At 31.1% G+C, this 13,931-nt stretch carries 10 protein-coding genes and 1 pseudogene; 4 read left to right on the top strand and 7 right to left on the bottom strand.

The window, feature by feature from the left end; translation table 11 throughout:
• Positions 1-1,157, bottom strand: a 1,157-nt coding sequence (locus WC223_00565) for an MATE family efflux transporter (protein ID MFA6922720.1), incomplete at its 3' end; no start/stop codon positions are given.
• A 145-nt stretch (positions 1,158-1,302) separates the two neighbouring features.
• On the opposite strand from WC223_00565, the gene WC223_00560 reads away from it, so the two are divergent.
• The 3 genes from WC223_00560 to WC223_00550 all read left to right on the top strand — a co-directional run bounded on the left by WC223_00560 (position 1,303) and on the right by WC223_00550 (position 4,775).
• Entirely contained in the window at positions 1,303-1,881 is a 579-nt protein-coding gene (locus tag WC223_00560) for a rubrerythrin family protein (GenBank protein ID MFA6922719.1), read from the top strand.
• A gap of 323 nt (positions 1,882-2,204) precedes the next feature.
• Positions 2,205-4,253, top strand: a complete 2,049-nt coding sequence (locus WC223_00555) for a hypothetical protein (protein ID MFA6922718.1) — start codon at positions 2,205-2,207, stop codon at positions 4,251-4,253.
• Positions 4,254-4,289: 36 nt separating this feature from the next.
• Positions 4,290-4,775: a hydrolase gene (locus tag WC223_00550; GenBank protein MFA6922717.1), complete on the top strand. Its 486-nt coding sequence runs from the start codon at positions 4,290-4,292 to the stop codon at positions 4,773-4,775.
• A gap of 6 nt (positions 4,776-4,781) precedes the next feature.
• On the opposite strand, the gene WC223_00545 is transcribed toward WC223_00550, so the two are convergent.
• The 6 genes from WC223_00545 to WC223_00520 all read right to left on the bottom strand — a co-directional run bounded on the left by WC223_00545 (position 4,782) and on the right by WC223_00520 (position 10,388).
• A complete protein-coding gene (locus WC223_00545) occupies positions 4,782-5,573 on the bottom strand; it encodes an SDR family oxidoreductase (GenBank protein MFA6922716.1) in 792 nt (263 codons plus the stop codon).
• A 167-nt stretch (positions 5,574-5,740) separates the two neighbouring features.
• Positions 5,741-6,400, bottom strand: coding sequence for a hypothetical protein (locus WC223_00540; protein ID MFA6922715.1), 660 nt, complete (start codon positions 6,398-6,400; stop codon positions 5,741-5,743).
• A gap of 138 nt (positions 6,401-6,538) precedes the next feature.
• Positions 6,539-7,915 (bottom strand): hypothetical protein, encoded by a 1,377-nt coding sequence (locus tag WC223_00535; GenBank protein ID MFA6922714.1) that lies wholly within the window; start codon positions 7,913-7,915, stop codon positions 6,539-6,541.
• Positions 7,916-7,943: 28 nt separating this feature from the next.
• Positions 7,944-8,519, bottom strand: coding sequence for a YceI family protein (locus WC223_00530; GenBank protein ID MFA6922713.1), 576 nt, complete (start codon positions 8,517-8,519; stop codon positions 7,944-7,946).
• A gap of 100 nt (positions 8,520-8,619) precedes the next feature.
• The gene (locus tag WC223_00525) at positions 8,620-9,975 is read right to left on the bottom strand and encodes a HAMP domain-containing sensor histidine kinase (GenBank protein MFA6922712.1); all 1,356 of its coding nucleotides are present in this window, start codon (positions 9,973-9,975) and stop codon (positions 8,620-8,622) included.
• 26 nt (positions 9,976-10,001) lie between these two features.
• Positions 10,002-10,388, bottom strand: coding sequence for a response regulator (locus WC223_00520; protein ID MFA6922711.1), 387 nt, complete (start codon positions 10,386-10,388; stop codon positions 10,002-10,004).
• A gap of 442 nt (positions 10,389-10,830) precedes the next feature.
• Here WC223_00520 and WC223_00515 point away from each other — a divergent pair.
• Positions 10,831-13,718 (top strand): annotated as a pseudogene (locus WC223_00515) (class I tRNA ligase family protein).
• Positions 13,719-13,931: the final 213 nt, after the last annotated feature.

Here is a 13,931-nt window from a genome sequence, read left to right as displayed (position 1 = left end):
AACATAGAAGCCAATGTATCGCCTGCTCCTCTTATCAAACCATTTGTGATGAACATGATTGTAAAAATCATGTAAAATGCACTCACAATAACTAAATATTTTGTTCCGATGTCAATAACTTCTTTATCATCAGTAAACAAATGCATAAGGTTTTTGCCGAAAAATATTATCAATAGCGATAAAATAACTGTAATTACTGTGTTCATCAAAAGAGTTGCTTTGTATCCCGAATAAACTCTTTCAACTTTATTGGCTCCAATGTTTTGACCGACAAATGCAGAAAGAGCCATTGAAAAATTCATTGCAGGAAGTGTGGCAAAGGAGTCAATACCTGTTGCTACAGAATATGCCGCAACAGCATTAGTTCCGTAATCATTAACAATTCTGTATAATGCTATCATTCCCAAAGCAACAAACGCTTGCTGAGCTCCGGACGGCAAACCTATTCTTATGCTTTGCCTGAAAATATTTTTATCGAACTCTATATTCTTAAAAGAAATTTTTGCATATTTTTCTTTTTTATTCAGATAAATTGCAACCGCTATAAATGCAGTAAATTGTGAAATAACAGTAGCTATGGCAACACCACTGATATTAAATTTTAATACTACAATAAAAAGAAAATCCAATGCAATATTTAAAATCGTAGCGACAACAAGAAAATACAACGGCGTTTTAGAATCTCCCAACCCGCGAAGAACAGCACAAACTCCCTGAAATCCGAACATAAAAATCATTCCTATAAAATAAATTGAAAGATAAATTTTTGCATCAGGAATAATATCTTTTGGTAATTTTATAAATTCAAAAATAAAAGTGTTCAAATATAAGCCAATTCCTGTTATTATCAATGAAGAGATAAAAATAAACAAATACATTGTGTCAATCGCCCTTTTAACATTTTTATAATCTTTAGCACCGAAATATTGTGAAATAATAACAGTGATGCCCGAAGCAATGCCGATTATTAATGATATTAGAAGAAAGATAATTGGGAAAGCCGCACCCACAGCAGCTAACGCCTGCTTGCCAATATAATGACCAACAATTATCCTGTCAATAATATTATATGATTGCTGAAAAACGTTTCCCAGAAGCATGGGAATAGCAAAAAATAAAATCAACTTTTTTTCACTGCCTGTTGTTAAATCCTTCATTCAATTTTTTAATGAAATTTTAAAATTATCAGTACTTTGCGAAGGGTGCAAAAATATGAAAATATTAACTTAAAAATATTAAATTTGTTTTTATATCCTGAAAAATATTTTATTTTTACATTTACAAAAAATAAAAAAAATAAATATGGAAAAAAGTATAAAAGGAACAAAAACGGAGAAGAACCTTCTCAAAGCATTTGCAGGTGAATCACAGGCAAAAAACCGTTATACATTTTTTGCTAAGCAAGCACAAAAAGATGGTTATGAACAAATAGCCGCATTATTTATGGAAACAGCATTGCAGGAAGAACAGCATGCAAAAATATTTTTCAAATTTCTTGAAGGCGGAGCAGTTGAAATTACTGCTACATATCCTGCCGGAATTATTGGAACAACTGCTGAAAACCTCAAAGCTGCTGCAATGGGCGAAAATGAAGAATGGACAAATCTTTATCCCGAATTTGCAAATATTGCGCAGGAAGAAGGATTTCCGAAAATTGCAGCAAAATTCAAACTCATTAAAGCAATAGAAGCAGAGCATGAAAAGCGATATGCAAAGCTTCTGAAAAACATTGAAACAGAAAAAGTTTTTGAAAAGGAAACTTCCGTTCGCTGGATGTGCCGCAAATGCGGATATGTTCACGAAGGAACAAAGGCACCAAAAGCATGTCCTTCATGCGAACATCCTGAAGCATACTTTGAACTGAAAGCAGAAAATTATTAGAGTAGTTAAAAGTTAATTGTTATTAGTTAATAGTACATAAGACCTACAGGTCTTGGATACTTGTTAGGTCTGATAGCAATAAGATATTTCAATTTACTTTATTAAAAATTAAATATGAGAAAATGAAATATCCATGCAATTAGAAAAAGTTGCACAAACCGTAAATGATTAAAAACTCAGTGCTATTTTCAACGAAGAAATGCATGGATATTCACGAGCAGGTTGAGAGGTGGGCTTTTGCGGGAGCGAGTAACTAAAAAAGTTTATTAACCAAAACAGCAAATTAGCAGCAGAAATATTAATTACTTACAAAATTTAAACAGATGAAAAAAATAATTTTAATACTAACAGCATTCGGGATTTTATTTACTCAATGCGATTTGAAAAAAAAGCAAAATAAAGAAACTATGAGTACAATTTCCAATTCCACAATTGATAATGTTATTAAAACATTAACCGCTAAATACGGAGAAAAAGAAAAAAACAGAGTTAAAGGAGGAGTAACGCAAGCGGCATTCTTCTGGACGCAAAAAGACGGAAGCGAAAAAGATTTTGAAATATTCTGCCAGCAAAATTTTATCGGAAGCGATAAAGAACTTGAAATAACTTTTCAGAAGATATCAAAGAATTTTGAAATTCTTTTCGGAAATTATAACAAAACAATTTTAGGATTGAAGGAACCGCTTGATGTTATAGGCAATGATATTGCACCTGTTGACCAGATGTTCGGAGGGTATGACCCTTCGGCAAACTTAAATGCAGATTTATTTAGTAATAAAATTGCCTTTTATGTTATTCTTAATTTTCCATCATTTAATCTTAAAGAAAAAAATGAACTTGGTAAAAAATGGACACGTAAACAATGGGCTTATGCGAGAATGGGCGATATATTTGCATCAAGAATTCCTGCAAACTTACTTCAAAAAATTTCTGAAATGAGTACAAGTGCCAGCTCATATATTTCAGATTATAATATTTTTATGGGAAATATTATTGATGATAAAGGTAAAACCATGTTTCCTGAAAATTTAAAACTCATCTCTCACTGGGGGTTAAGAGACGAATTGAAATCTCACTATGCCGATAAGGAAAATGGTTTGGAAAAACAAAAAATGATTTACGAAATAATGAAACATATCATTTATCAAGATATTCCCGATAGTGTGATAAATTCAAATCATTTTCAATGGAATCCTTATAAAAATACAATTTATAAAAAAGGAAAAGAAGAAAAATCCAGTCCTGAGCCAAATACAAGATATTTGCATCTTTTAAATCAATTTAAAGTTGAAAAAGAAATAGATTCCTATTTCACAGATTGCAATACTTTTGTTAAAAGAAGTTTTGAGCAAGGACTTGAAATACCTCAGCAACAAATTGAGCAATTATTCATAAATTTTATTACTTCTCCGCAAATTAAAAAAGTTGCAGAACTTATTCGCAAACGATTAGGAAGAAATCTTGAGCCATTCGACATTTGGTATGGGGGATTCAAAGTTAGTAGCAATATTCCGGAAGATGAGCTAACAAAAACAACAAAATCGAAATATTCTAATGTTGAAGCCGTTCAGAAAGGATTGCCTGAAATACTGGAAAATTTAGGTTTCTGTGAAAAAATGGCGGAATTTATTTCCTCAAAAGTTCAGGTAGACGCTGCAAGAGGTTCAGGACACGCATGGGGCAGCCAGATGAAATCCGAAAAATCTCACTTGCGAACAAGAATTCAAAATGATGGAATGGATTACAAAGGATATAATATTGCTTGTCATGAATTCGGACATAATGTGGAACAAACCATTTCTCTTAATCTTGTTGATTACTATATGCTGAACGGTGTTCCAAATAATGCATTCACCGAAGCACTTGCATTTATTTTTCAAAAAAGAGATTTGGATTTACTTGGAATTAAAGAGAAAGATCCAAATAAAAATCATTTAATGATACTTGGTGAATTCTGGGGATGTTATGAAATTATGGGCGTTTCATTGGTTGATATTAATGTTTGGAAATGGATGTATGAAAATCCTAATGCAACTCCCGAACAATTGAAAGAAGCTGTTATTAGTATTTCTAAAGAAATATGGAATAAATATTATGCCGATGTATTTGGCATAAAAGACCAGCCGATTCTTGGAATTTATTCGCACATGATTGCACATCCCCTATACCTTTCTGCATATCCGATTGGACATTTAATAGATTTTCAGTTAGAAAAACAAATAGAGAACAAAAATTTTGCTTCTGAAGTAGAAAGAATTTTTTCTTTCGGAAAAACCACTCCTAAATACTGGATGTTAAATGCTGTTGGAAAGGATATTTCTCCCGAACCTATGCTGCAAGCGGTAGACGAGGCATTGAAGTATGTAAAATAAATTTATAATTAAAATAAAAAAAACAAGGAGGTTATTATGACATCTAAAACAGAACAAAACACAGAATGTTGTCCAAAGTTCGACCCTATTCCATGGGATGATAAAATGTTTGAGTTTGAAAATAAAAAATTCATAAAGGACAAAGTGTGTACGTTTTTCTACATGCCTATGAATTTTGGCAAAGCGATGAAACGACTTGATGAAAAAGTAAAAACAGCCGGAGCTAAAATGCCCGATTTTCTTTGTTTATCAGACCATACATCCAAATGGAATATGGATTTGTATCTTGCCGTTGACAAGGAAATTTCTGGTGCGGAAAACACAACTTTGAGCGGTAAATTTTTCAGTAAAGTTTACGAAGGACCTTTTAAGGATACAGGAAAATGGTGCAAGGACTTTGAAGCTATTGCCAAATCAAAAGGATTAAAAATTAAAAAAATGTTTATGTGGTACACGACTTGTCCAAAGTGTGCAAAAAAATATGGAAAAAATTATACTGTAATTATTTCGCAGGTTGAATAAATAATTTTATTTCAACCCATACATTTTCATTGTAATTTTTTCGGCGGTTCTGTCGGAGAGGAAACGTTTCAGGAACATCAGCATATAGGCACTTCCGCCAACTGCATATTTCGGATTTGTATTTTTTGATTTTATTATTTTTAGTATTAAATGCGAAACCACTTCCGGTGAGTCGGACTTGTCCATTTTTTGTTTTACTTTTTCTCTTACTGTTTTGGCAAGGTTTTCGTAAGGACCGCCTTCTTTATAAATTAATTCAGGCGAAATAGAAGTTTTAATATCATTCGGTTCAACGTGAACTACGGTTATTCCAAATTGTTTTAGTTCCTGTCGCAAACATAACGAAAACATCTGAAATGCGGCTTTGGAAGAGCAATATGAAGAATACATGGGAAGTGCAAAACTTCCTGCCATTGAACCAATATTTATTATCAATCCTTTTTTCTTTTCGCGCATTAATGGCAGAAATTGTTTTATCAATTCAATACTTCCGAAAAAATTAATATCAAAAATATTTCTGATATCTTCGGTTTTTATTTCTTCAACTGCTCCTATTTGCGATTGACCGGCATTGTTAATTAAAACATCAATATCACCGATTAAATCTTTGCATTTTAAAATGCTGTTTTTACCATTCAAATCAAGCGGAATATATTTCACTCCTGAAAGCTTATCAGTTAATTTTTCAGGATTACGACACGAGCCGCTCACTTCAAATCCTTTTTGATTGAGCAACTCAGCAATGTTTCTGCCTATTCCTTTTGAAATACCGGTGATGAAAACTTTTTGTTTGTTCATTATGATAAAAATTATTAAAGCAAAATTATTATTAATATGAACTATTCAATAATAATTTTCAAATTATTTTTTTCTTTTGTTCTTCTTTAAATATTTTTTTACAAAAACTTCAAGAGTATTTTTTTAATTCCAAAATCATGCTTTAAAAATTCCGCATTACCTAATCCTTAAATTTGTATTATTTTAGAATTCGCAGTAAAATTAATATCAACATACTTATCAATCTGAATTATTCCAAAAAATTTTGACGGAGGGAATACGTTAAAATCATTTAAATTGATGGCAAAAAAACTTTTTATAATTGAGTTGCTGCCTCTGGTTGTTTCATTAAAATCTACCGTATATTTTTTTTCAACACCGGCAATCATTATTGATATAAACGCTTTTCCTTTATTGGTAATACTTTTATCTAATATATAATTATTAATTTTAATATTAATATCAGGATAATATTCGGCTTTAAGCATTTCAAACATATCTTTATTCATGTGTAAATTATGACAATCTATTAATTTAACAGGTATCGAATATCGTTTCCCTAAAATATAATAACGATTATCTTTTGAATTGAATGAGAATTTTACTGTATCTCTGACATTAGAAGCATTATTGCAAGCAAAACAAAACGTATTTGTCTTTACTCCTATGTTTAATTGAACAGAAGAATAAATAACGGCAGATAAAATGGTGTTATCTGCCGTTTGATTGAAATTAAAACCAGTAAAAACTATTAAAAAAAATATTGTTCTTTTAAAATATTTACAAGCAAATATTAATTTTAACTTATTAAAGCTTTCTAATATTATATTTATTATAATGCAGTTCACGGATAATATTTTTAAAATTTATACTCTATATAAAGAATAATATTAGTAGGATAACAAAAAAATAAAAAATAAAATATATGTTATGCTTAAAAAAATCTATCAAAACCGAACTTTTCATGTATTAATTAATTTAATTGTTTAAAATGATATAGCTGCTTCAGCAATCACGCCTTCAAAAAATGGTGTTGCTCCTGTTCCATACGTTAAAAAGTTAGAATATGTCTGTTTGCAATATTCAATTTTTGTCATAATATTATTTGTCAATCTCCATCCTAAAGTTGCCTGCAATCTTCCTGTTTGCATTGCTGCAATTGCAGGAACAGCATAGGTGCCTTTTACATCATCAAAAGTTCCATAAGCAGGAATAGCACTTTTTCTGACAGCGGTGTATCTTACACCAACATCAAATTGCCTGTGTTTCCCAAAATAATATAATCCTTCAAGTGAATTATTTATAATTGTGTATGGAACAACATTAAATGTTTGCGATAGTCCCGTATTTCCTTTTGCCTGTTCATAAGTTCCAAATATTTCGAATCCATAGAACTGAGCAAATAAATTAAACATATATGAATTATCTTTTGAGTAATTACCTGTACCGAAATAACCGTTTGTAACATTTGCTGTAGCATCGTAAGATGATAAACCCAAACTTTTCTTATTCATTACTTCGTTATATGGAGAGCCGGCACGGTCGCTGTTATACAAAGCACCTGCCGGAGTGAAATTACAAATAAAACCGGATATCGAAGGTCTTATTCTTATATCTTTATTTATTTGTTTATCGTAGCTTAGTTTGAAATAATAACCAAGAATTTTATTTAAGTTATATGCCGTATATGAAGCCGGATATTTGGTCGAAGGAGCGGTGTATTTGCTTGTTCCCGCAGCAATGTAACCTCCTGTATTCGGATTTGTAACACAATTTGTCAAACCACCCATAACAAGAATTCCCTTATGACGAAAATATAATTCAAGTGCCGGAGAAATTGCAAATCCATCAAGAATATAGTTTCCTACAAATGCGTTATTCAATGTTCTCGCATTATCAGACCTGCGAAAGTGTGCATCTCCATAGTTAATTTCCATCATGCCGACTTTTATTGTTGCATATTTCATAATATCATCCGCAACTTTACTTTTCAGAAAAGGAAGTTGGTCAATTAAAATATAACCACCTTCAACATAAGTATTCTGATGATGGCGTGAAGCAAGGTAAGTTGTGAGATTTACCATAATACCCGGAGCCATGTCCACATTTACATTCAGGTTTGCCGATGGAAAATTAATATTGCCTCCGAGAGGAACCATTGCTGAGTCGGCATGGGATTTAAGTGACTGAAACCGCAGAACAAAATCACCTCCGATATTAGCTTTAACTTTTGTGAATTTTGAAGCATCCACCTTTCCTTGTTCAAAACCAAGACCATAATTGTAAATTGTGGTATCGTTTTTTTGTGCATTAGCAGCAAAGGTTAATATTCCTGTTGCCAGCATAGTTATAATCTTTTTCATAGTTTATTAATTTAAGTTATACATAATTTTAATTGAAATAAATATTAAATATTACTGATACTTTATTTCCTACCACAAGTGTACCCATCAATGCTGTTGGTGGTTTTATTCCAAAATCCGACATGTTGATGTTTTTTTTGCCTTCAAAAAGTATTCCTCCGTCAGTTGTTACGGTGTTGAATCCTCCGACATCAATATATTTTGTAACTCCAGCTATTGTAAGATTTCCAAATACCACAACCTGCTTTTTATTATTCATATCTCTAACTTCTTTTATCTGTTGCGACCTGAAATTTATAACAGGAAACTTTTCCGCTTTTAATGCTTCTTTTGTTTTATTGTCCATAATGGACTTGCCGCTGCTTATGCTTACGGAATAAAAATTCAGATTAACCGAGTTATATGATTTTACAACTTTTTCATCTGTATTCAACACCAACTCCCCATCAAATTTTGTTATGGTCTCTTCCCAGTCATGCAAATTTGATGTACCTGCTATAACTATTCTACTTTTCTGTTTATCAAATTTTAATGTTTTGGAAACGGGAGTAATAAACGCTAATATTAAAAGTACTCCTATAAATATCCATTTTGAAGTTTTCATTTTATTCAATTTTATAACCTATATATCCTATGTAATAAATAGGATAAAGATACAACATATTTTTTATTAAAGCAAGTTTTTATGACTTTATTTTTATTATTTAAATTATTTTACTTACGATTAAATCTTCCGGTTTTTTAGGCAAAATAATAGTGAACTTAGAACCTTTTCCGAGAATGCTTTCCACCCATATTTTACCATTATGGTCATCAACAATCTGTTTGACAATTGATAATCCTAATCCTGTTCCTGTTGACGTATCATTAATCACATTGCTTGCTCTGAAAAATTCATCAAAAATCCTGTCAGTTTCATATTCTGGAATTCCAATTCCATTGTCCGATACTTCAATTATTATATCGTCAATTCGATTTTTTACTATAAGCTTTACTGTCCCATTTTCAGGTGTGTATTTAATGGCATTCAATAAAAGATTAATCAGCATTTCTTCTATTAATAAAGAATTTCCATATATTACATTTATGTTTTTATCAATTTCGGTGATAAAATTTATCTTCTTACTTTTTATATTTACATTAATTGAAGAAGTTGTTTTGTCAATCACATCCTTAAAAACAAATTCATTTTTAACATTTGATTTTTCCAATCTCTTTTTCGTGATATTTAAAATATCTTTTACGAAATCGGCAAGAACTCCGGTTCTGGAACCTGCACGATTTATAAATTCTTCTTGAATACTATTTAATGAACCTGCAATATTTCTATCAGAAACAACATCAAGGCAACTTTTTATTGCTGCAAGATGTCCTTTAATATCGTGCGTAACTCTTAACACATATTCATTTTTTAAAATATCTTTCAAATTAAGTTCTTCATTTGCTTTCAAATATGCTTCTTCGTTTTTTCTTGATTCGGAAACAATAAAATTTGTCAACGCAACCACTATAATTGAAGTTGTAACAAATACAAATCCTGTGGTAAAAAGATAAAATTTATCGAAGTATAAATTATTATCAACAAATCCTATAAGTTTGTAATGAGGAATTACCGAGTAACATTCGAGAAACGCAAGAGTTCCCACTAAAAATAGAGCAAAACAAGTTTGCGTATAACTTTCCTTTGGTGAAAAAATTATACTCACAATTATCATGTGAAAAATATAATAAATAATGAATGGGTTTTCTACTCCTCCTGAAAAATGAAGTATAAGTGTAAGTATTATTAAGTCAGACGAAACCTGAAAGTGTATGAGTTGTTTTATTTTTTTTATAAATTTTCCATTTTCTTCAATTATACTTTTTTTATAAAAAAAGAAAAGGAAATTTAAAATAATTAAAATTAAAGAAAGGAAATAAATTTGTACTTCTTGAATATTAATTTTTAAAATATTTTTTACTATAAATGCAGATACTATTAACAGTAAAACAGCAACCCACCTGACTTTAATAAATAATTCAGTGTAATTGAAATATTTGGGTTTGGGATTTTCCTGCATAAATAAATATTTAAAAAAAATTAAAACTATTCCGTCAGAGAGTGAATTAAAGAAATCAATTCAGTTGGACTAATAGGTTTGTCCCTGAAAACAACTTTCGGAAACATTTCATCGTCCTCAACACCTGATTTTAAGTTTACACCAAGCGAATCAATCATTCCTGTAAGCATAATAACAGGCAGTTCTCTAAATTTGTCATTTATTTTAATTATATGCAGCAAATTGTATCCCTCGAGATTCGAGTTCATCATCACATCCAGTATCAACAAATCGGGTTTTTCATTTTCGAGTTTTTCAAAACCCTCTTTGCTGTTTTGAGCAGTTATTACATCGAAACCTGAGTTTTCAATCATAACCTGATAAGACCGTGTAAGGTCTTTATCATCATCTATTATTAAAATTTTCTTTTTCATTAGAATATATTTTAGTTAGTATTATTAATTCTGAAAAATATTTTTTTAAGAGAATAATTTAATTAAAATAATATTAAGATGATATAAATATTGGATTAATTCCATTTGTATAAATTCTGCAAATGATTTGACTTTAGTATTTTAAATTTATATCCTTTTTATCCTATATAACTTATAGGACAAAAATAAAACATTATTTTTAAATATGCAAGAAAAAAATGATTTTTTTTAAAATTAATTTTATGTTTTATTAAAATGTTTATAAATAGTACTTGTCCATAAAAGAGAGTAACGAAGAAATCGGACATTCTGGACAAACTCTAAATAGTTAAGAGCTATAAGAATATAACGCAATATGATTATACTTTATTTAAAAGAAATTTTTCTAAATTTGCAATATTAATTTCTAACGACTTAATACTTTATATTTACTACTGATTTTATGGAATACAATTTCGATGAAATAGAAAAGAAGTGGCAGAAATACTGGAGTACAAATAGAACTTTTAAAGCTGAAAATAAATCCGGTAACCCGAAATATTATGTTTTGGATATGTTTCCTTATCCTTCGGGAGCCGGTTTGCATGTTGGTCATCCGCTTGGTTACATTGCTTCGGATATTTATTCGCGCTACATGCGATTGAAAGGTTACAATGTTCTTCACCCCATGGGATATGATGCTTATGGTTTGCCGGCAGAGCAATATGCCATACAAACCGGTCAGCATCCTGCTATTACTACCGAAAAAAATATTGCACGCTATCGTGAACAGCTTGATAAATTGGGATTTTCATTTGACTGGGATAGGGAAGTGAGAACCTGTGACCCTGAATATTACAAGTGGACACAGTGGGTTTTTATAAAACTTTTCAAATCGTGGTATAATAAAAAAAATGAAAAAGCTGAATTAATTGAAAATTTAATAAATGAATTTGAGTTGCACGGAAATACCAAAGTTTATGCTGCTTGCAGCGATGAGAAAAAATTCACTGCATCTGAATGGAAAGCTATGAGCGAAAAACAGCAACAGGAAATGCTGATGAACTACCGTTTGGCATATCTGGCAGACACAATGGTAAACTGGTGTCCCGCACTTGGAACAGTATTGGCAAATGATGAAGTAACCGAAGGTGTTTCTGTTCGCGGAGGGCATGCTGTTGAAAGAAGAGCAATGAAACAATGGTTGCTGCGAATTACAGCTTATGCCTACAGATTACTAAAAGGTCTTGATGAAATTGACTGGAGTGATTCAATCAAAGAAGTTCAGCGAAACTGGCTCGGAAAATCGGAAGGAGCATTGATAAATTTTAAATTAAAAGGACATAAAGAACTTTTGCCGATTTTTACAACACGTCCCGATACGATTTTCGGAGTTACTTATATGGCAATAGCTCCGGAGCATGAACTTGTGTTAAAAATCACAACTGCCGATAAAAAAAATGTAGTAGAAAAATATATTATTGAATCAAAAAACCGTTCCGACAGAGAACGAATGGCGGATGTAAAAAGGATTACAGGTGAATTTACCGGTGCATTCGCAATTCATCCTTTTTCGGGAAAAGAAATTCCGATATGGATTGCCGATTATGTTTATTAGGTTATGGAACTGGTGCTGTAATGGCTGTTCCGGGGCATGATGCCAGAGATTATGCTTTTGCAAATTTCTTTAAAAATAAATATCCTGAGATTGCTCCGATTGAAGTGATTTCCGGTGGTGATATTTCAAAGGAAGTATATGAAGCGAAAGAAGGCATTGTTGTAAATTCCGATTTTATAAATGGTATGCAAGTGAAAGATGCAATGCAAACTGTGATTGCCAAAGTTGAAAAAATGAAAATAGGAGAAAGGCAAATAAATTATCGTTTGCGTGATGCAATTTTCAGCCGCCAAAGATATTGGGGCGAGCCATTTCCGGTTTATTACAAAGATGGTATTCCTTATACTCTCGATGAAAATGAATTGCCGCTTGTGCTTCCCGAAGTTGATAAATATTTACCCACTGAAACAGGTGAACCGCCGCTTGCACGTGCTAAAAATTGGCAGACAAAAGAAGGTTTTCCTCTGGAAACAAACACCATGCCCGGCTTTGCCGGCTCAAGTGCGTATTACTTGAGGTATATGGATACGAAAAATAAAAATGAACTTGTTTCAAAAGAAGCAAATGAATATTGGCATAATGTGGATTTATATATTGGCGGTGCTGAACATGCAACAGGACATTTAATTTATTCACGCTTCTGGAATAAATTTTTATTCGATTTGGGCTTGGTATGCAAAGATGAACCGTTTAAGAAATTGATTAACCAGGGAATGATACAAGGAGTTAGTATGCTTGTTAATATAGCAATTATAAATCCCGATTTAAGTTATATTTTACCAACATCTTGGAAAATAAATCATTTTACTTTTACGGCAACAAAATATTATGTTCCTGTTGAGTATGTTGAATATACTAACGGTAGATATATTTTAACAAATGAAGGATTGAAAAAGCTTTTAAAAGATAAGCCAAAATATTACTCTGGTACTGAAATTAAAATTCCGACAAAAGAAAATATCGAATATTGGTTTAATTGTTTAAAAATAAATGAGAAGATTCCAGATTTTATTAATGAAAATTTTGTTGAAATGGAAACTCTTGTTGAAAAAATGTCAAAATCAAAACATAATGTCATAAACCCCGATAATCTGGTTGAAAAATACGGAGCTGATACATTACGTTTATATGAAATGTTTTTGGGCCCGTTAGAACAACACAAACCATGGGATACGAACGGAATTGAAGGTGTTTTTAGATTTATAAAAAAATTATGGCGTTTATATCACGATAAAGAAAATAAATTTTTTGTATCAGATGAACAGCCGACAAAAGCCGAATTTAAAGTTCTTCATAAAACAATTAAAAAAGTTCAGGACGATATTGAACGCTTTTCTTTCAATACTTCTGTGAGTAATTTTATGATTTGTGTTAATGAACTTTCGGATTTGAAATGTAATAAAAGAACTATTTTGCAGGATTTAGCAATTTTACTTTCGCCTTATGCACCGCATATTGCCGAAGAGTTTTGGCATTTACTCGGAAACAAAGAAAGCATAACATACACAAAATTTCCCGTTTTCAATGAGGAATATCTTGTTGAAAATAATTTTGAATATCCGGTTTCGGTTAACGGAAAACTGCGGTTTAAAATGGAATTACCGCTATCATTAACAAATGAAGAAATTGAAAAGGAAGTCCTCGCAAAGGATGAATTAAAAAAATGGCTCGAAGGTAAGCAACCTAAAAAAATTATTATTGTTCAGGGAAAGATTGTGAATATTGTGGTATAGATTAACTAGTGTCTGTATATAAAGTCGAGAGTTTGGTTCAGAATGTTCGAGTTCGAGGCTTTCGAAGTTTTAAAAATCAGGAGTTTACTGTAGTAAATGACTGGTTTTTAAAACGAGAATAACGAAGAAATCGGACATTATGGACAAACTCTAACTAAACTTTTAAAGTTTAGTAAAGCTTTTAAATTCTATTTTTGTATTCTATAAAAATTA

It is taken from the genome of Bacteroidales bacterium, assembly GCA_041671145.1.
Taxonomy (GTDB): Bacteria; Bacteroidota; Bacteroidia; order Bacteroidales; family JAHJDW01; genus JAQUPB01.
This window is presented reverse-complemented; position numbering and strand designations above follow the sequence as displayed.